This is a genomic window from Albidovulum sediminis, from assembly GCF_025380365.1.
In the GTDB taxonomy this organism is placed as follows: domain Bacteria; phylum Pseudomonadota; class Alphaproteobacteria; order Rhodobacterales; family Rhodobacteraceae; genus Albidovulum; species Albidovulum sediminis.
This window is the reverse complement of the sequence record NZ_JAOCQF010000001.1, coordinates 1,327,300-1,346,138: the sequence shown is the minus strand read 5'-3', so window position 1 is coordinate 1,346,138 and position 18,839 is coordinate 1,327,300. Positions and strand designations below refer to the sequence as shown.

Below are 18,839 nucleotides of genomic sequence, written 5' to 3'. Positions count from 1 at the left end.
CTTGCCGTCAATCCACGGGCCGGCGGCGCGGCAGCATCGCCGCGCTGTAGATCACCAGCGCCGCCCAGATCAGCGCGAAGGTGACGGCGCGGATCGTGTCGAACGGCTCTCCGAAGATGAAGACCGCGGTCAGGAAGATCATGGTCGGCGCGATATACTGCATGATCGCTATGGTCGACAGCGTCAGCCCCTTGGCCCCGTTGGCGTAAAGGATCAGCGGCACCGCCGTCACCAGCCCACAGCCCAGCAGCATCGCGGTATCGAAGGTCGATCCCATCAGGAAATGACCTTGCCCGGTCAGGCCAAGCCAGACCATGTAGGCCAGCGCAGGCGGCGTCAGCAGAAGCACCTCCAGCATGAACCCCTGGTTCGGCCCGATCGGCAGGCGCCGCTTCAGGAACGCATAGCAGCCCCAGGTCAGCGTCAGCGCCAGCGCCACGACCGGCAGGCGCCCCGCCTCCAGCGTCAGGATGAGGACCGCAAGGGCCGCCAGCGCGATTGCCGCCCACTGCGCCCGCGACAGCCGCTCGCCCAAGAGGACCGCGCCGAGGAAGATCGAGAAAAGCGGGTTGATGTAGTAGCCAAGGGCCGCGTCCAGCGCGTGCCCCGACCCGATCGCCCAGACATAGATCCCCCAGTTGAGCGAGACGAGCGCTGCCGCCAGCGCCGCCATCCCGATCATCCGCGGCGTGGCCAGCGCCCGCATCAGGTCGGCCGTCCGCCCGGTCGCGATCAGCACCGCCCCCGCGATCGGCACCGACCAGATCACCCGGTGCGGGATGACCTCGACCGGCGGGATATGGGCCAGCGCCTTCATGTAGATCGGCAGGAAGCCCCAGAGGACATAGGCCGCCAGGGCGAACAGGAAGCCCGGCAGGGTGTCGCCGGTCTTGTTGACGGTTGTGTCGATGGCGCTCATCGCGGGCTCCCTCGTTTGGCCCGCTGGGTAGCCCATGACCGACAAGACCGCCACAACGCTTTTGTGCCCGATACATTCACAACCGCCGCGCCTTCCGGTCAGGTGTCGTGGCTGATCCGAACCCCTGCCTTGCACCGCCCGCGGGCAAGGTCTTCCGGGGATCGGGTGACTTCAGGCCCGCTGCGAAGATGGTGAATTGGGACACGGTCATGCTAGAATCCACCCCAACGGTGCGCTCGGATTGCCTGGTTTGGAGTGGCAATGTCGTCGATCCCTGACAAGAACGAAGAATTCTGGAGAATCGTCAAATCGGAATCGCCGGCCTTCTTCTTCCCCGACGGCAAAATGCTGAGCTATCGAGAACTGGGAGAGGATGTCGAGGCGTTCGCCAGCAGGATCGCCGGGGAACCAGGGCCGATCGGTATCCGGTGCAGCGGTCATTACCGCCAGTACGTCGCCTATCTCGCCGCGCTGAATGCGAGCTGCCCCGTGCTTCTGATGGGGCAAGATCAGGACGCCGAGACAACCGGGCTGTCGCTTGCCCATCTCTATTCGCCGGCGACCGATGAACTGGTCAGGCTCGGTGCCGCCGCCACCGACTGGCATCCGGACCTGGCCGTGCTCCTGTCCACGTCGGGTTCGACGGGGTCGGCGAAATGGGTGCGCCTTTCATACCGGAACCTCGCGTCGAATGCCGCCTCGATCGCGGAGTACCTCGCTCTCGGACCGCAGGATCGCGCGCCTATGGCACTTCCGTTCCAGTACTCCTACGGAATGTCGGTCGTGAATTCGCATCTCGCCGTCTGCGCGGCGATCGTGCTGACCGAGGGTTCCGTCGTTGATGCAGGGTTCTGGGAAATCTTCGAACGCTGCGGATGCACGAGCCTTGCCGGCGTTCCGCATAGTTTCGAACTGATGGAAAAGGCGCGTATCCGCACCGACCACCTCGGCAGTTTGCGCTACATGACGCAGGCCGGTGGTCGCCTGGACGCAGCCCGTGTCCGGCAATGGGCCGAGCGGGGCCGCGCCGAGGGCTGGGACTTCTTCGTCATGTACGGCCAGACAGAGGCCGCGCCGCGCATTTCGTATCTTCCTCCGGCAATGGCGCTTGATACGCCTTCGGCCATCGGCATTGCCATCCCCGGAGGCGAGATGTGGGTCGCAGACGAATTCGGCAGACCCTTGGCGGACGGAATGCCCGGCGAATTGTGCTATCGCGGGCCCAACACGATGATGGGCTATGCCCAGTCGGACGCCGACCTGCTTGAGGGGCAGGGCAGCAATTTGCTGAAGACCGGCGACATCGCGCAACGCCTGCCGAACGGGCTCTTTGAGATTGTCGGGCGCAAGAGCCGTTTCGTGAAGCTGTTCGGACTCCGAATCGGCCTCGACGAAATCGATCGGCATCTGCAGGGCTTGGGTCTTGAGGCCGCCTGCGTGGCGCGCGGCGAAGGCTTGTTCGTCATGGCGGTGGATGGACCTGCGATGCCGGCCGAAGGCCTCGATCACCACCTGGCGGACTGGCTTGGCGTTCCGGCGGGAAGCTTCAGGATCGTGCAGATTCAGTCGCTGCCGCGCCAGCCATCGGGCAAGGTCGATCTCCAGGCGCTCGGCGCCATGCTCGAGGACATGCCGGCGACGGACAACGCCGCCACCCGCCAGGACCTCGCGCGAACCGGCCTTCGCGCCTTCGCTGACCGGATCCTGTTCAGGCGGCGGCGCGATGTCGCCGGGGTCTTCAAGGCCCATTTCCCGCGCGCCACGGTCACCTCTGCCACCTCGTTCGAAGATCTCGGCGGCGACAGCCTGAGTTACGTCGCCGTTTCGCTGGAACTCGAATCCGTTCTCGGGCGGCTCCCCGGGAACTGGCCTGCGATGCGCGTCGCCGACCTCGAAGCCCAGGCCGGCAAGCGCGGCTGGACGACACCCCTGGATACGCCGACGCTGCTGCGCGCGCTTGCCATCATGCTGGTCGTCGCGGGGCATTTCGAATTTCTGGGATATGGCGGCGGTGGCGCGCAAACGCTTCTCGTCGTGGCGGGCATGTCATTCGCAGCCTTTACCCTGCCGCAGGTCTTCCAGTTCGCGAGTGTTGCGCCGATCGCTGTCCTGGCGGTACGGATTGCGCTCATCACCTTCGGCTTCACCCTACTCAACTTCGTGGCCACCGGCTATGGCGAATGGCCCGCGTTCCTTTTCATCGGCAACTGGATTTCCCCCAAGGTCGAAGGATCGGCCTGGTTCATCGAAGTCTATCTGCAGCTACTTTGCGTCCTGATGCTGGTCCTTTCCATTTCCGCTGCACGCCGCACGACGGAGCGGCAGACCTGTCGGGCGACCGCGTGCGCTGCCGCGGCGCTGGTCGCGGTTGCCGCGGTTTCGGATTCGATGGTGGATACGCACCATCTGTTTCGTCGGCTGCCGCATCTGATGGCCTGGATATTCATGATCGGAGTTGCCGCCGGGGTGGCAAGGTCGGCGATTGAAAAGGCCGTCGTCACCGCAATCCTGCTGGTCGGAGCCTGGCAGATGAACGGGTACCAGAGCATCGGGCCCGCCTTCTTCGCGCTCGCGGTCTTGACGCTCGTCTGGCTACCTGTGATCCAGCTTCCAAGGATCTTTGCGACGGGGCTGCGCATGGTCGCAGGTGCATCGCTGATCATCTACCTTTCGCATTTCCAGTTCGCGGCGATTGCCCGGCCGCTCCTTGGCGACAACCCCGCCGTGTCATGGGGACTCGCGATCGTGGGCGGGGTCGTGGTCTGGCGCCTTTACGATCCGGTCGATGCCTGGCTCAGTCAGAAGATACGCACCCTGTTGTTCGCATGGCCCGGGCAGAAGTCCATCGAGGCCCGATCGGGGCTCGATTGACCGCGCCAGGCGAAGCGGGGGGCGGGTCCGGGCTGGCGCCCGGCAACAGGCCGAGATATCTCCCGGCCGATCCCCGGTTGCGGGGTCACATCGGCCGTCTCTCTTGCCCCGGCGGAGAACCCGCCGTCGCTCTTGCAGCTTCGAAAACTCCGGCATAGCGGGGGACGGCCGGCAGGGGCGGGAGGTACGGGGCTTCCCATGCGTGCCGGGACGTCCTAGCTTTGCGGAGATGGCAAGGGGAGGGTGAGGATGGCAGGTGTAGCGGGGCGTGTGGCGCTTGTCACCGGGGCGGGCAGTGCGGACGGGATCGGCTTCGCCTGCGCGCGGGTGCTGAAAGCGGCGGGCGCGCGCGTCGCGATCACATCGACGACCGCCCGCATCCATGACCGCCGGGGCGAACTCGGGGGGGAAGGCACCTTTGCCGCCTCCGCCGACCTCACCCGGCAGGAGGATGTCGACCGCCTGATCGCCGAGACGGAGGCAGCACTGGGGCCGATCGACATCCTCGTGAACAACGCGGGCATGGTCCAGACCGGCCATGACACCGAATCGCGCCGGCTTGCCGACACGCCCGACGCCGACTGGGCCTTCGGCATCGACATCAACCTGACCTCGGTCTTCCGTATGACCCGTGCGGTCCTGCCCGGCATGACGGCACGGCGCTATGGCCGCATCGTCCAGATGTCCTCGGTCACCGGGCCGGTCGTCGGCATCCCGACCTCGGCCATCTATGCCTCGGCCAAGGCAGGCATCCTCGGCATGACGCGGGCGCTTGCCATCGACGTGGGCGGGCAGGGGGTGACGGTCAACTGCGTCGGCCCCGGCTGGATTCGCACCGGCTCGTCCAGCGAGGCGGAGATTACGGCGGGACGCTACACGCCTTTAGGCCGCCCCGGCCGCCCCGAGGAGGTGGCCCATGCCGTCCTCTTCCTCGCGGCGGAAGAGGCCAGCTACATGACCGGGCAACTGATCGTCGTGGACGGCGGCAACACCATCCAGGAATACAAGGTCGCGCTCTGACGCGCAGGGGCTAAAGCGCGTCCAGCCAGAGCGCCAGCGACAGCTGCGCGAGCGCGATGACGAAAAATGCCGCCGCAGGTGTCATGCCGTACACGGGCAGGGTGGCCGCGGCACCCGTAGCGACCGCCGCGACCTTGAAGGACAGGAGCTTTGCGCCGCTCAGGCGCCGTGGAGCCTTCGGGGCTGCGACACGCCCCCAAAGCGCCAGCGCCACGACCACGACAGCCAGCGCCAGCCCCCGGCGGGTCGCAGGCGAAGGCCCAAGCCCGTAACCCCATCGGGCGACGGCCCAGACCATCCACGCCTCCACCGCCAGGGCCAGCGCGTGGTTCAACGCCAGGGCCATGTGCGCGCCGTGCGCCTTACCCCCGCAGGATCGAGCGGCCGGCGTATTCGGCCGTCTCGCCCAGCATCTCCTCTATGCGGATCAGCTGGTTGTATTTCGCCAGCCGGTCCGACCGCGCCAGCGATCCGGTCTTGATCTGCCCGCAGTTGGTGGCGACCGCCAGATCGGCAATGGTCGCGTCCTCGGTCTCGCCCGACCGGTGCGACATCACGTTGGTCATGCGCGCGCGGTGCGCCATGTCGACCGCCTGCAGCGTCTCGGTCAGCGTCCCGATCTGGTTGACCTTGACCAGCATGGAGTTGGCGACTCCGCGGCGGATGCCTTCGGCCAGCCGCGCCGGGTTGGTCACGAACAGGTCGTCGCCGACAAGCTGGCATTTCGCGCCCAGAACGTCGGTCAGGTGCTTCCAGCCCTCCCAGTCGTCCTCGGCGCAGCCATCCTCGATCGAGATGATCGGATAGTCGGCGACCAGCGCGGCCAGGTAGGCGACGTTTTCCTCGGCCGAAAGGCTTTTCCCTTCTCCGGCAAACTCATACTTGCCGTTCTTGAAGTATTCCGTCGACGCGCAGTCGAGCGCGAGGAAGACATCCTCGCCCGGTCGGTAGCCCGCCTTCCCGATCGCCTTCAGGATGAAGTCGAGCGCGGCACGGGTGGACGACAGGTTGGGGGCAAAGCCGCCCTCGTCGCCGATGCCGGTGGACAGGCCCGCCGCCGAAAGTTCCTTCTTCAGCGTCTGGAACACCTCCGAGCCCATCCGCACCGCCTCGCGGATGTTCGCGGCGCCGACCGGCATGATCATGAATTCCTGGATGTCGATCGGGTTGTCGGCATGGGCGCCGCCGTTGATGATGTTCATCATCGGCACCGGCAGGACGCGGGCAGAGGTGCCGCCGACATAGCGGTAAAGCGGCTGCGTGGTGAAGTCGGCCGCCGCCTTGGCAACCGCCAGCGACACGCCGAGGATCGCGTTCGCGCCCAGCCGCCCCTTGTTCGGGGTGCCGTCAAGCTCGATCATCAGCCGGTCGATCTCGACCTGTTCGGTCGCATCCGCGCCCAGCAGGCTTTCCGCTATTTCGCCGTTCACCGCCGCGACGGCTTCCAGCACGCCCTTGCCGAGATAGCGGCCCTTGTCGCCGTCGCGCTTCTCCACCGCCTCATGCGCGCCGGTCGAGGCGCCCGAGGGCACTGCGGCGCGGCCCAGCGTGCCGTCCTCAAGCGTCACGTCGACCTCGACGGTCGGATTGCCGCGGCTGTCGAGGATTTCGCGGGCGTGGATGTCGATGATCGTGCTCATGAGGCTCTCCCTGGCGCCGGAAAGGACTGTCGCGGCGGTCTTACGCGCTTGCCCGCGCAAGGGGAAGAGGAATCAGGCGGCGCGCGCCGTTAGCGCTATCTTCCGCTCCCTCAGGTAGGTGTAGAAGGCCGCGCACAGGATCACGCCGGCCCCAGCAAGGGTCATCGCGTCGGGGCGTTCGGCAAAGACGACGACGCCGATGGCCAGCGACAGAACCAGCCGCGCATAGCGGAACGGCATCAGCGCCGAGGCCTCCGCCAGCCGCATCGCCGCGACGATGGCATAATAGCCGGTGGTCGAGCACAGGATAACCAGCGCGATCTTCCACAGCGCCGGGCCATCGGGCATCACCGGCACATCGCCCAGCGCGATCAGCGCCGCACCCGCGACCGCAACGGCGAAGAAGCCGTGGCAGGATACCGCGACCGAGGGGATGTAGGTGGGGATGCGCCGGGTCAGCAGGTCGCGCGCGGCGATAACCACGACGGTGAGGATCACCAGCAGCGCCTCGATGCGAAAGCTTTCGGACCCCGGGCGGATGATCATCAGGACGCCGGCGAAGCCCACGATCACCGCCAGCCAGCGCCGCCAGCCCACGCGTTCGCCCATGAAGACGGCCGCCCCCGCCGTGACCGCCAGCGGCGTGGCCTGAAAGACCGCCGCCACCGTCGACAGCGGCAGGATCGACAGGGCAGTGACGAAGCTCAGCGCGCCGACGCCCTCCGAAAGCGTCCGCAGGAACAGGCTCGGCACGAAAGTCGCCCGCACCGTCGCCGCCCGCCCGCCGTCCCCCGCGGCGATCAGGAACACCAGCGTTCCCGACACGCCGACGATCATCAGGATCTCGCCGATGGGCAGCGTCCGCGTCAGCGACTTGATCAGCGCGTCCTCGACCGAAAAGGCGAGCATGGCAAAAAGGACCAGCCCGATCCCGCGCAGGTTCGACATGACCGCTCAGCCCTTCTTGCGGGCGCCGAGCGGCACGCCGAACAATTCCATCCGGTGTCCCTTCAGGCGGAACCCCAGCCTTTCGGCGATCTTTTCCTGCAGCGCCTCTATCTCGGGGTCGCAGAACTCGATCACCGCGCCTGTGGACAGGTCGATCAGGTGGTCGTGGTGATCCCGCTCGGCATCCTCGTAGCGCGCGCGCCCGTCCCCGAATTCGAGCCGGTCGAGAATCCCCGCCTCCTCGAAGAGCCGGACGGTCCGGTAGACCGTGGCAAGCGAGATCTTCGGATCGACCGCGCAGGCGCGGGTGTAAAGCTCCTCGACATCCGGGTGATCCTCGGATTCCTGCAGCACGCGCGCGATGATCCGGCGCTGTTCCGTCAGCCTGAGGCCCTTGGCCTCGCAGCGCGCGATGATGCTTTCCGCCATGCGTCCGGTTCCCGTGCTCGTGGCGGGGGGTTTAAGCCCTTCGGGCGCGTGGGGAAAGCGGGAATTTCCGGCCGCGGGCGTCAGCGGCCCTGCGCCCCGTCCACGGCAGAGGCAAGCTGGCAGGCGATCTCGCCCTGCGCGACCAGCCCGCGCCGCCCCGTCGCCAGCACCAGCGCGTCGCGCGGCGCGGTCAGGATCAGGGGCGCGCGGTCCGGCTCCGCCAGCGACAGCCAGCGCGCCACCGGCTGGCCCGCCGCCACCCGTTCGCCCGCCGCGGCCAGCGGCTCGACCAGCCCGTCAAGCGGCGCGGTGATCCTGAGAGCGGGATCGGCGGTTTCCCAGACGCCCGCATCGGCATTCTCCGCCTCCGGCCCGCCGTCGATCATGCCGAGGTGCGCCATGATCCTGCGCAGCCCGCGCCCGGCCAGCGCAACCAGCGCCGGGTCGATGGCGCCACCCCCGCCCAGTTCCGCCGCGATCATCGGCACGCCCGCCCGCGTCGCCGCCCCGTTCAGCGATCTGGCATCGTTGCCCGACCCCAGCAGCCAGATCGCCGGGGCGCCGAAGGCCCGCGCCAGCGCCATGTTCGCGGCATCGATGGTTCCGTCGGCGGCGCGGGCGGGCAGGGCGCAGGGATGGAACCACGAGGCCTTGCCGCCCGAATGAAGATCCACCGCCGCGTCGCTGCCGGGCATCAGCACCGCCTCCACCATGTGGGCGATCTGCGCCGTCGGGCCGCCGTCCGGGTCGCCGGGAAAGGCGCGGTTCAGGTTCGCGCCGTCCAGCGGCGAGGTGCGCGAGGCGGCCCGGACGGCGGGCGCGTTCAACGCTGGCAGAACCACGATCCGGCCGCATAGGCCGGCGGGATCGACCCCGCGCCACAGGTCCAGAAGCGCGACCGGCCCCTCGAACTCGTCGCCATGAACCCCCGCGGTCAGCAGCAGCGTCGGCCCCGGCGCCCCCGCCGCGATCAGGATCGGAACCGGGTGGCCGCCCAGCGGGTTGGAATTGTCCGACCAGGGCAGCAGCAGATGGCCGCACCGCCTGCCCGGGCTTTCAAGGTCGACGGGGCAATGGATGCGGGTTCTGGACCAGTCGAACGGCATGCGGCTCTCCCCCAGCGCGGTCGGGAACGTCGGGCACAGTCTCCCGATGTGCCCCGCCATGGGCAAGCCGCAATCGCACCCCCTTGACTTTGCCCGGTCGGGCGCGTCCGTTCGGGCCGACCGGACGGGGGCGCAGGATGGAACGTAAGAACGGTATCGACGCCTTCGGGGCCGGGGCGCTTGTCGCCTTCGCGCTCTTTCTCGCGGTCAACCAGATCATCATCAAGATGGTGAACGCGGGCCTTCAGCCGGTGTTCTTCGCCGGCATGCGGTCGCTCATCGCGGCGGTCGCGCTCTGGGCATGGATGCGCTGGCGCGGCCGGCCCATGCGGCTCACGCGCGACATGGCCGGGCCGGGGATCGCGGTCGGCCTCGTCTTCGGGTTCGAGTTCCTGTTCATGTTCCTCGCACTCGACCTGACCACGGTGACGCGAACGGCGGTGCTGCTTTATTCGATGCCGGTGTGGATGGCGCTGGCGGCGCATTTCCTGCTTCCCGGCGAACGGCTCAGGCCGATGCGCGTGGCGGGGCTGGCGCTTGCCTTCCTCGGCGTGGCGCTTGCCCTGACCGACCGCGCGGCCGGGGGCGAGGCCAGCCTTGCAGGCGATCTCTGCGCCGTGGTCGCGGCCATGTGCTGGGCCGGCATCGCGCTGATCGCGCGGGCCTCGCGGCTGTCCACGCTCAGGCCCGACATGCAGCTTTACTGGCAGGTGATCGTCTCGGTGCCGCTTCTGCTGGGCGCCTCGGTCTTCTTCGGCCCCTTCATCCGCGACCTTCAGCCCGTCCACCTCGCGGGGCTCGCCTATCAGGGCGTCGTCGTCGTGGCCGCCGGTTTCGCCTTCTGGCTCTGGCTCCTGTCGATCTACCCGGCCTCGGGCGTGGCCAGCTTTGCCTTCCTCACCCCGGTCTTCGGGGTGGCGCTCGGCTGGCTTCTGCTGGATGAGCCGGTGGGCCCACGGCTTTTCGCGGCCCTTGTCCTGGTCGCGGTGGGGATCGTCCTGATCAACCGTCCGGCGAAAGCCTGACATCCGCCCAGACCGGCAGGTGATCCGAGGCCAGCCGCGCCAGCGGCGAGACATGCACACCCGCATCGCCCAGGTGCCAGCCCTCGGACAGCGCGATCCGGTCCAGCCGCGCGATCGGCCGCGCGGCGGGGAACGACCGGCCCGGCGCATGGACGCGGAACGCATCCGCCAGGGGCGCCATGCCATCGCGCGACGACCATTCGTTGAAATCGCCCAGGATCGCGGTCGCCATCGCCTCGCGCGTCGACATCGCTGCCCGGATCGCCGCCATCTGCATCAGCCGGTAGCGCCTGAGCAGCCCGAGGTGAACGGCGACGATGCGGAAGGGCTGCCCACCCGCCTCGCCCTCGGCCAGAAGCGCGCCGCGCGGCTCCAGCCCCGGCAGCAGAATGCGGCGGATGTCGCGGATCGCGATCCCCCGCCTGATGAGGATCGCCTGCCCGTGCCAGCCCAGGCTCGGGCTTTCGGGGGCGAAGTCGGGGACGTGGAAATCCGTCTCGTGCTCGATCAGGTGAAGCGGCAGGGCGGCGGGCCGGTTCCCGAGCCTCAGGTCCACCTCCTGCAACGCCACGATGTCGGCGCCGACCTCGTTGATCACGTCGACGATCCGCCCCGGCTTGCGGCGGCGGTCGAGGCCCACGCACTTGTGGACATTGTAGGAGGCAAGTCGAAGTCTCATCCCTCGGGATGTACCCGCCTCCGCGCGGGACTTGAAGCCGCATGAGGTCGCACCCAGTCTTCTTGGATGATGTATCGCCGCTTCCTGCGCCAGCCGCTGATCGTCCAGGCCATCTGGGCCGTTCTGGTCGTGGCCTTTGTCGTCGCGCTGATCGAAAGCCGCTGGTCGCTCGCCTTCGTCTGTGCGGCCACGTTCGGACTGTCGATCCTGCCCGTCGTCGCCTCGCGCCGCTTCGGCATCCGCATCCCGGTCCGCTTCTTCGGCTGGATCGTCCTTTTCGTCTTCGGCACCATCTTCCTGGGCGAGGCGTTCGACTTCTACAACCGCTACTGGTGGTGGGACGTGATCCTGCACGGCGGGTCGGCGGTGGGCTTCGGCCTTGTCGGCTTTCTCTTCGTCTTCATGCTGTTCGAGGGCGACCGTTATGCCGCGCCCGCCTGGGCGGTGGCCTTCGTCAGTTTCTGTTTCGCGCTCTCGATCGGCACGCTGTGGGAGATCTTCGAGTTCGCGATGGACCAGATCTTCGGGCTGAACATGCAAAAATCGGGCCTGATCGACACGATGTGGGATCTGATCGTCGACACGCTGGGCGCCAGCATCGGCGCCATCGCCGGGCTTTTCTACCTGAAAGGGCGCGAACTGGGCGGGCTGACGGCGGCGCTGCGCGAATTCGTCGCCGCCAACCGCCGCTTCTTCCGCAAGCACCGCCGCTGAGCCGCCCTGTTCAGGTGCCGCTCAGGTGCCGCAGAAGGTGCGCCGCACCTCCTCGTCGGGCAGAGGCGCCAAAGCGAGGTCGGCATCCTCCGCCCGCACTTCGAAGGGCTGAGCCAACGCGGCGTTCAACCGCCGGAAGGGGGCAAGATCGCCAGCGACTGCGGCGCGGATCGCCTCCTCGACCCGGTGGTTGCGGGGGATCAGGGCGGGGTTTGCGGCGCGCATCACCGCCTCCGGCTCCGGCTCCGCGGCAATCCGCGCCCGCCAGCGCGTCTCCCAGGCGGCGAAGGGGGCGGGGTCGGCGAACTCCGCCGCCGCCAAGCCCGTCGCCAGCCCCCGGAAGACGCGGGTGAAATCGGCGCCCGCCGCGTCCATGATCTCCAGAAGCCCCGCGATCAGTTCGCGGTCGCCATCCTCCGCGCTGGTGATCCCCAGCTTGGCGCGGAAGAGCCGCAGCCATTCCTCCTCGTAGATCGCGGGGAAGCGGTTGATGCTCTCGGTCGCCGCCGCCACCGCCGGGCCCTCGGCCCCCATCAGCGGCAAGAGGCAGGAGGCGAACTGCGCCAGGTTCCAGACCGCGATCCGCGGCTGGTTGCCATAGGCGTAGCGACCGAACTGGTCGATCGAGGAAAAGACCTTGCCCGGATGGTAGGCGTCCATGAAGGCGCAAGGCCCGTAGTCGATGGTTTCGCCCGACACCGCCATGTTGTCGGTGTTCATCACGCCGTGGATGAAGCCGAGGCTCATCCACCGCGCGATCAGCCGCGCCTGCCGCGCGGTCACGGCATCGAGCAGCGCAAGCGGCCCCTCGACGCCCGGATAGTGGCGGTCGATCACATGGCGCATCAGCAGGTCGAGCGCCTCGGCATCCTCGCGCGCGGCGAAATACTGGAAGGTGCCGACGCGGATGTGGCTGGCCGCGACGCGCGTCAGCACCGCGCCGGGAAGGGCGCTTTCGCGCCAGACCGCCTCGCCCGTGGTGACGGCGGCCAGCGCCCGCGTCGTCGGCACGCCAAGGGCCGCCATCGCCTCGGACACGATGTATTCGCGCATGACCGGCCCGATCCAGGCCCGCCCGTCGCCCCGGCGCGAGAACGGCGTCTGCCCCGCGCCCTTCAGCTGGAGGTCGAAGCGCCGTCCGTCCGGGGCCACCACCTCGCCCAGAAGGATCGCGCGGCCGTCGCCCAGCTGCGGCACCCAGCCGCCGAACTGGTGGCCCGCATAGGCCTGCGCCAGCGGCTCCGCCCCGCCCGGCACCGCGTTGCCGGCGAGGGCCGCCACCGCCTCGGGCGTGCGCAAGGCGTCGGGGTCAAGGCCGAGATCGCGCGCCAGCGCGTCGTTCACCGCGATCAGGCCGGGCGCGGCAACCGGCACGGGGGCCTGCCGCACGAAGAAGCGATCCGGCAGCCGGGCATATGAATTGTCGAAGGGCAGGGCGAATGTCATGCCCCCAATCTAGAGCTTGCGGGTCATGAGAAAATAGCGCTCGCGCGATTCAAAGCCCTTGCGGGCATAAAAACGCTGCGCCCCGCCGTTTTCGCGGGCCACTTCCAGGTGCAGCGCCACCACCCCGCGCGCCGCAAGCGCCGCCGCGAGGTGCTCCAGCGCCGCCGCGCCAAGGCCGCGCCCGCGCGCCTCGGGCACCACGAACAGCTCGTCCACGAAGGCATCCGGCCCGCCCAGTTCGATCGACCAGCCCAGCCCGGTGGCGATGTAGCCCAGGGGCGCCGCGCGCGGTCCGATCAGCCAGACCGCGCCCAGGTCGGTCCCCGCAAGCAGGGGCGCCAGCGCGGCACGGCGGAAGGCGTCGGTCGTCTCGATCCCCTCGAAGGCGTGGTAGGCCGCGACCAGCGGCAGAAGCCGGTCCAGATCCTCCGGCTCCGCAAGGGTCAGCGCGGCGGTCACAGCCGGGCCAGCCGCTCGGTCAGGATCGCGTAAAACCCGTCGCGGTCGATCCCGCCCAGGAACATCGCGTTCGCCTCGCGCCCGGTCACGCGCCACCAGTCGGCGACGGTCATGCCGGTGGTGAACTCCCCCTTCGTCTCGATCATCACGTTGATGTGGCGCCCGGTGAACAGGTCGGGCTTCAGGAGATAGCCGATCACGCAGGCGTCATGCAGCGGCGCGCCCTGGCTGCCGTATTTCGCCATGTCGAATCGCTCGAAGAAATCCGTCAGTCCGGCGACGGCGTGGCCCACGCGCGTGCCCATCGAGCGCAGCCGCTCGATCCAGCCGCGCGAGGTCAGCGCCTTGTGGGTGACGTCCAGCGGCACAACGACCAGCGGCACGCCGGCGCGAAAGACGATGTCGGCGGCCTCCGGGTCGACGTAGATGTTGAACTCCGCCGCCGGGGTGATGTTGCCGACCTCGAAATAGGCCCCGCCCATCAGCACGATCTCGGCGACGCGGCCGACGATGTCGGGCGCGCGGGTGAAGGCGGTGGCGATGTTGGTCAGCGGCCCGAGCGGGCAGAGCGTGACCGTCCCCGGCGCCTCGCGCCGGAGCGTCTCGATCAGGAAGTCGACGGCGTGCTCCGGCTGAAGCGGCATCGTCGGCTCGAACAGCTCGATCCCGTCCAGCCCCGACTTGCCGTGCACATGTTCCGCCGTCACCAGCCGCCGCGCGATCGGGCGGTCGCAGCCGGCGAAGACGCGCACATCGGGGCGGCCGGCGATCTCGCAGACGATGCGGGCGTTGCGCTCCGTCAGCGCCAGCGGCACGTTGCCCGCGACCGCAGTGATGCCAAGGACATCCAGTTCCGGCGAGGCCAGCGCCAGAAGGATCGCCACGGCGTCATCCTGCCCCGGATCGGTGTCGATGATGATCTTGCGTGCCATTCAGCCCTCCCTGAGGGCGCGGAGATTGGCGCGGGCGGGCCGGCTTGTCCAGCGGCAACGAAACGGCCCCGGCCGGGAAAAGCCGGGGCCTTCCTCAGACGGCAGGGAAGGGAGGTCAGCCGTCGAAGTTCACTTCTTCCATCAGCTTCAGCGCCGTCGGGCGCAGACGCGCCAGTTCGCCCAGGTTCACGCTGTCGGCGGTGAAATCGCCCCAGCTCTGCACCAGTTCGGACCGCGCCACACCCGGCTTGACCGGAAACTCGTGGTTGATCTCGGCATAGATCGCCTGCGCCTCGTCCGAGGCGAGGAATTCCATCAGCTTCAGCGCATCGTCGCGGTGCGGCGCGGCCTTGGTCATCGCCACGCCCGAGACGTTCACATGCGTGCCGCCGTTCTCGAAGGTCGGGTAGATGATGCGGACGCTCTCGGCCCAGTCCTTCTGCTCCGGGTCGGCCAGCATCGCGCCCATGTAATAGGTGTTGCCGAGCGAGATGTCGCATTCGCCCGCCCAGATCGACTTGACCTGATCGCGGTCGCCGCCTTCGGGCTTCTTGGCCAGGTTGGCGCGGACGCCTTCGGCCCAGGCCTTCGCCGCCGCCTCGTCATGGTGGGCGATCATGCCCGCCATCAGGCCGAGGTTGTAGTCATGGGTGCCGGGGCGGGTGCAGATGCGGCCCTGCCACTTCGGATCGGCCAGATCCTCGTAGGTCGTCACCTCGCCGTCTGCCACCCGCTCCTTCGAGGCGTAGACGATGCGGGCGCGCGAGGTCAGGCCGAACCACTGGTTGCCGGGGTCGCGGAACTCTGCCGGGATGTTCGCGGCCAGCACCTCCGATGTGACCGGCTGGGTCACGCCGGCCTCGACCACCTGCGACAGCCGCGCGATATCGACCGTCATCACCAGGTCGGCGGGGCTGCGGTCGCCCTCGCTGACCAGCCGCTCCACCATGCCCTTGTCGACGAAGGCGACGTTGACCGGGATGCCGGTTTCCTTCGTGAAGGCGTCGAACAGCGGCTGCACCAGTTCGGGCTGGCGGTGCGAATAGACGTTCACCTCCTGCGCGGCGGCGGGCAGTGCGATCGCCAGAAGCGGCAGCGAGAGCATGATCCGGGTCTTCATATCCTGAGTCCTTTGGTCGGGTTATCTGTGCCCCTGATGCGGGATTTTGCGTCACCCGTCAATATCTGAGTGAAAAAATCGGATAATAGGCGCGAACCGTCCCGAAGTATCAAAACATCCCGCGACATCGGCGCGCAGCCCATTGGCGCGGTCACGGCAAGGGCTTATGCTCCGCCCCATGATCGCAGAGCTTGGCCACTTCACCCTCACCCTTGCGCTGGGCGTTGCCCTGGTGCAGTCCCTCATTCCCATGATCGGCGCCGCCCGGGGCTGGCACGGCTGGATCGCGGTCGCGGTGCCTGCGGCGAAGATGCAGTTCCTGCTGATCGCGGCGGCCTTCGCGGCGCTGACCTACGGCTTCGTCACCTCGGACTTCTCGCTGCGCGTGGTGGTCGAGAATTCCCACACGCTGAAGCCCATGCTCTACAAGGTCGCGGGCGTCTGGGGGAACCACGAGGGCTCGATGCTTCTGTGGGTGATGATCCTCGCGCTCTTCGGCGCGGCGGCGGCGGTCTTCGGCGGCAACCTGCCGCCCCGGCTGCTCGCCCGCGTCCTCTCGGTGCAGGCGATGATCGGCGTGGCGTTCCTTGCCTTCATCCTGCTCACCTCGAATCCGTTCGACCGCGTCGCCTTTCCGCCCTTCGACGGGCACGACCTCAACCCGCTCCTGCAGGATCCCGGCCTCGCCTTCCATCCGCCCTTCCTCTACCTCGGCTATGTCGGCCTTTCGATGGCCTTCTCCTTCGCCGTCGCCGCCCTGATCGAGGGCAGGGTGGACGCCGCCTGGGCGCGCTGGGTCCGGCCCTGGACGCTGGCCGCCTGGATGTTCCTGACCATCGGCATCGCGCTGGGCTCCTGGTGGGCCTACTACGAGCTGGGCTGGGGCGGCTTCTGGTTCTGGGACCCGGTCGAGAACGCCAGCTTCATGCCCTGGCTTCTGGCCGCCGCACTCCTCCATTCCGCCATCGTCGTGGAAAAGCGCGAGGCGCTGAAAAGCTGGACCGTGCTTCTCGCGATCCTCGCCTTCGGCTTCTCGCTGATCGGCACCTTCATCGTGCGTTCGGGTGTCCTGACCAGCGTTCATGCCTTCGCCAACGACCCCGAACGCGGCGTCTTCATCCTTGCGATCCTTGCCGTCTTCATCGGCGGCGCCCTGACGCTTTACGCTGCGCGGGCCGGCGCGCTCGAGGCGCGGGGGGTCTTCGGACTTGTCAGCCGCGAATCGGCGCTGGTGCTGAACAACCTGCTTCTGGCGGTCGCGGCCTTCGTCGTCTTCATCGGCACCGTCTGGCCGCTCTTTGCCGAGATGTTCTTCGAGCGCAAGCTGTCGGTCGGCGCGCCCTTCTTCGACAAGGCCTTCACCCCCTTCATGGTGCTGCTGGCGATCCTGCTGCCGCTCGGCGCGATCCTGCCCTGGAAGCGCGGCTCGGTGCGGTCGGCGATGCGCCCGCTGGCCGGCGCGCTGGTGCTTGCGCTGGCGCTTGCGGCGCTGGCCTTCGCACTCCAGACCGGCCGTTCGGCGCTCGCCCCCGTGGGCGTGGCGCTCGGCACCTGGCTGATCGCCGGGGCCGCGGCAGAGCTTTGGCACCGCGCCGGCCGCCGCGCGCCGCGCCTCGCCCGCCTGCCGCGCGCCGACTGGGGCAAGGCCGCAGCACATTCGGGCCTCGGCATCGTCTTCATCGGCATCTCCACGCTGATGGCCTGGGACGTGGAGGACATCCGCGTGGCGCAGGTGGGCGAGACCTATGAGGCGGGCGGCTACCAGATCACCCTCGCCGCCGTCGAGGAGGTCGAGGGGCCGAACTACACCTCGACCATGGCGACGATGATCGTCGCCCGCGACGGCAAGGTGATCTCCACCCTCCACCCGGAAAAACGCATCTACCCGGTCGCGGCCATGCCCACGACCGAGGCGGCAATCGACAACGGCGTCTTCCGCGACATCTACCTTGTCATCGGCGATCCGCAGGAAAACGGCGGCTGGGCGGTGCGCACCTACGTCAAGCCCTTCGCCAACTGGATCTGGGCGGGGTCGATCCTGATGGCGCTGGGCGGGCTTCTCAGCCTTTCGGACCGCCGCTACCGCGTCGCCGCGGGCGCGCGGCGCAGCCTCGCCGCAGCCCCGACCCCGGCGGAGTAGGGCGATGAGACGGACGGCCCTTGCCCTTCTCCTCCTCCTTTCGGCCGCGCCGGTCCTCGGCGTTCAACCCGGCGAGATGCTTGCCGATCCCGCGCTCGAGGCGCGGGCGCGCGAAATCTCCTCGGTCCTGCGCTGCCCGGTCTGCCAGGGCGAGACGATCGACGATTCGAACGCGCCCGTCGCCCGCGACCTGCGCCTTGTGGTGCGCGAACGGGTGATGGCGGGTGACACCAACGACGAGGTCATCGACTTCGTCGTGGAGCGCTTTGGCGAGTTCGTCCTGTTCGATCCGCGCGCGAAGGGGGCCAACCTCATCCTCTGGATCGCGGGACCCGCGATGCTGCTCCTGGGCCTTTGCGTCGCCGCACTCTACCTGCGCCGGCGCGGCACTGCGCCGGACACCGCCCCCCGGCCGCTCTCCGAGGACGAGGCCCGCCGCCTGCGCGAAATCCTGGAAGAGTGACGCACCGTTCCCCTTCCGCTTGCCGCCGGGGCCGCTAATCTCCTCCCCGACCGACAGGGGGAGAAGCCGATGGCCTACCAGACGATCACCACCGAAACCGACGCGGGCCTTGCGGTCATCACGCTGGCCCGCCCCGAGGTGATGAACGCGCTCAACACCCAGATGCGGGCGGAGATCACCGACGCCATGCGCCGCGCGGGGGCAGAGGCGCGCTGCGTGGTTCTGACCGGCGCGGGCCGCGCCTTCTGCTCCGGGCAGGACCTGGGCGACCGCGCGCAGGTTGCCGACATCGACCTCGAACGCACGCTGCGCGACGAATACGAACCCATGCTGCGGGCGATCTACGACTGCCCGGTTCCGGTCATCGCGGCGGTGAACGGTGCGGCTGCGGGGGCAGGGGCCAACCTCGCGCTGGCCGCCGACGTGGTGATCGCCGCCGAAAGCGCCTTCTTCAGCCAGGCCTTCACCCGCATCGGCCTGATGCCGGACGCGGGCGGCACCTGGTGGCTGCCGCGCCAGATGGGGTTTGCCAAGGCGATGGGGGCCGCGCTCTTCGCCGATCGAATCCCCGCCCGGCAGGCCGCCAACTGGGGCATGATCTGGGAATGCGTGCCCGACGCGGATTTCGACGCCCACTGGCGCCGGCGCGCCGAACATCTGGCGCAGGGCCCGACGGTCGCCTTCCGCAACATCAAGACGGCGATCCGCTCCGCCTGGGGGCACGACCTCGACGGTCAGCTTGCGCTCGAGGCGCGGCTTCAGGGGGAATGCGGCATGACGCGCGACTTCAAGGAAGGCGTGCTGGCCTTCCTCGAAAAGCGCCCCGCCCGGTTCGAGGGGCGCTGATCCGCCGCGCCGCTTTTCGCCGCCGCCGCCATGTCCCGGCTTGACCGAAGTCCTTTCCCGCCCGAAGGTTGAACCAGAGGGC

At 68.5% G+C, this 18,839-nt stretch carries 18 protein-coding genes; 7 read left to right on the top strand and 11 right to left on the bottom strand.

Annotated elements, in window-relative coordinates; translation table 11 throughout:
* Nucleotides 1-7 precede the first annotated feature (7 nt).
* On the bottom strand, nucleotides 8-919 hold the full coding sequence (gene rarD, locus N5I32_RS06715; RefSeq protein WP_261494618.1) for an EamA family transporter RarD: 912 nt from the start codon (nucleotides 917-919) through the stop codon (nucleotides 8-10).
* Between the two features lie 345 nt (nucleotides 920-1,264).
* On the opposite strand from rarD, the gene N5I32_RS06710 reads away from it, so the two are divergent.
* Both N5I32_RS06710 and N5I32_RS06705 read left to right on the top strand, forming a co-directional pair.
* Nucleotides 1,265-3,790 (top strand): AMP-binding protein, encoded by a 2,526-nt coding sequence (locus tag N5I32_RS06710; RefSeq protein ID WP_261494617.1) that lies wholly within the window; start codon nucleotides 1,265-1,267, stop codon nucleotides 3,788-3,790.
* Between the two features lie 249 nt (nucleotides 3,791-4,039).
* Nucleotides 4,040-4,810 (top strand): SDR family NAD(P)-dependent oxidoreductase, encoded by a 771-nt coding sequence (locus N5I32_RS06705; protein WP_261494616.1) that lies wholly within the window; start codon nucleotides 4,040-4,042, stop codon nucleotides 4,808-4,810.
* Between the two features lie 10 nt (nucleotides 4,811-4,820).
* On the opposite strand, the gene N5I32_RS06700 is transcribed toward N5I32_RS06705, so the two are convergent.
* From N5I32_RS06700 to N5I32_RS06680, 5 genes are all read right to left on the bottom strand, one after another.
* Entirely contained in the window at nucleotides 4,821-5,156 is a 336-nt protein-coding gene (locus tag N5I32_RS06700) for a DUF2568 domain-containing protein (RefSeq protein ID WP_261494615.1), read from the bottom strand.
* Nucleotides 5,157-5,172: 16 nt separating this feature from the next.
* Nucleotides 5,173-6,450, bottom strand: a complete 1,278-nt coding sequence (gene eno, locus N5I32_RS06695; RefSeq protein WP_261494614.1) for a phosphopyruvate hydratase — start codon at nucleotides 6,448-6,450, stop codon at nucleotides 5,173-5,175.
* A 72-nt stretch (nucleotides 6,451-6,522) separates the two neighbouring features.
* Nucleotides 6,523-7,398, bottom strand: a complete 876-nt coding sequence (locus tag N5I32_RS06690; protein ID WP_261494613.1) for a DMT family transporter — start codon at nucleotides 7,396-7,398, stop codon at nucleotides 6,523-6,525.
* Between the two features lie 6 nt (nucleotides 7,399-7,404).
* Entirely contained in the window at nucleotides 7,405-7,827 is a 423-nt protein-coding gene (locus N5I32_RS06685; protein WP_261494612.1) for a Fur family transcriptional regulator, read from the bottom strand.
* Nucleotides 7,828-7,907: 80 nt separating this feature from the next.
* A complete protein-coding gene (locus N5I32_RS06680; protein WP_261494611.1) occupies nucleotides 7,908-8,933 on the bottom strand; it encodes a succinylglutamate desuccinylase/aspartoacylase family protein in 1,026 nt (341 codons plus the stop codon).
* 137 nt (nucleotides 8,934-9,070) lie between these two features.
* Between N5I32_RS06680 and N5I32_RS06675 the strand changes: the two genes are divergently transcribed.
* Nucleotides 9,071-9,958 carry a DMT family transporter gene (locus N5I32_RS06675; RefSeq protein WP_261494610.1) on the top strand — a complete coding sequence of 296 codons (888 nt, stop codon included), beginning with the start codon at nucleotides 9,071-9,073 and terminating at the stop codon, nucleotides 9,956-9,958.
* Here N5I32_RS06675 and N5I32_RS06670 read toward each other — a convergent pair.
* Entirely contained in the window at nucleotides 9,936-10,637 is a 702-nt protein-coding gene (locus N5I32_RS06670; RefSeq protein WP_261494609.1) for an endonuclease/exonuclease/phosphatase family protein, read from the bottom strand. The genes N5I32_RS06675 and N5I32_RS06670 overlap by 23 nt on opposite strands.
* 69 nt (nucleotides 10,638-10,706) lie before the next feature.
* Between N5I32_RS06670 and N5I32_RS06665 the strand changes: the two genes are divergently transcribed.
* Nucleotides 10,707-11,351, top strand: a complete 645-nt coding sequence (locus N5I32_RS06665; RefSeq protein ID WP_261494608.1) for a DUF2238 domain-containing protein — start codon at nucleotides 10,707-10,709, stop codon at nucleotides 11,349-11,351.
* A 21-nt stretch (nucleotides 11,352-11,372) separates the two neighbouring features.
* Here the strand turns inward: N5I32_RS06665 and N5I32_RS06660 are convergent, their stop codons facing one another.
* The 4 genes from N5I32_RS06660 to N5I32_RS06645 form a co-directional block, all read right to left on the bottom strand.
* The gene (locus N5I32_RS06660; protein ID WP_261494607.1) at nucleotides 11,373-12,797 is read right to left on the bottom strand and encodes a protein adenylyltransferase SelO; all 1,425 of its coding nucleotides are present in this window, start codon (nucleotides 12,795-12,797) and stop codon (nucleotides 11,373-11,375) included.
* Nucleotides 12,798-12,806: 9 nt separating this feature from the next.
* Nucleotides 12,807-13,256 carry a GNAT family N-acetyltransferase gene (locus N5I32_RS06655; RefSeq protein ID WP_261494606.1) on the bottom strand — a complete coding sequence of 150 codons (450 nt, stop codon included), beginning with the start codon at nucleotides 13,254-13,256 and terminating at the stop codon, nucleotides 12,807-12,809.
* Entirely contained in the window at nucleotides 13,253-14,188 is a 936-nt protein-coding gene (locus N5I32_RS06650; RefSeq protein WP_261494605.1) for a nucleoside hydrolase, read from the bottom strand. Before N5I32_RS06650 ends, N5I32_RS06655 begins: the two co-directional genes overlap by 4 nt.
* Nucleotides 14,189-14,303: 115 nt before the next feature.
* Complete coding sequence (locus N5I32_RS06645) at nucleotides 14,304-15,308, bottom strand: Fe(3+) ABC transporter substrate-binding protein (RefSeq protein WP_261494604.1); 1,005 nt, start codon at nucleotides 15,306-15,308, stop codon at nucleotides 14,304-14,306.
* Nucleotides 15,309-15,486: 178 nt separating this feature from the next.
* On the opposite strand from N5I32_RS06645, the gene N5I32_RS06640 reads away from it, so the two are divergent.
* The 3 genes from N5I32_RS06640 (at nucleotide 15,487) to N5I32_RS06630 (ending at nucleotide 18,757) form a co-directional block, all read left to right on the top strand.
* Nucleotides 15,487-17,448: a heme lyase CcmF/NrfE family subunit gene (locus tag N5I32_RS06640; RefSeq protein ID WP_261495951.1), complete on the top strand. Its 1,962-nt coding sequence runs from the start codon at nucleotides 15,487-15,489 to the stop codon at nucleotides 17,446-17,448.
* A gap of 4 nt (nucleotides 17,449-17,452) precedes the next feature.
* On the top strand, nucleotides 17,453-17,911 hold the full coding sequence (locus N5I32_RS06635; protein WP_261494603.1) for a cytochrome c-type biogenesis protein: 459 nt from the start codon (nucleotides 17,453-17,455) through the stop codon (nucleotides 17,909-17,911).
* A gap of 69 nt (nucleotides 17,912-17,980) precedes the next feature.
* Nucleotides 17,981-18,757: an enoyl-CoA hydratase-related protein gene (locus N5I32_RS06630; RefSeq protein WP_261494602.1), complete on the top strand. Its 777-nt coding sequence runs from the start codon at nucleotides 17,981-17,983 to the stop codon at nucleotides 18,755-18,757.
* Nucleotides 18,758-18,839: the final 82 nt, after the last annotated feature.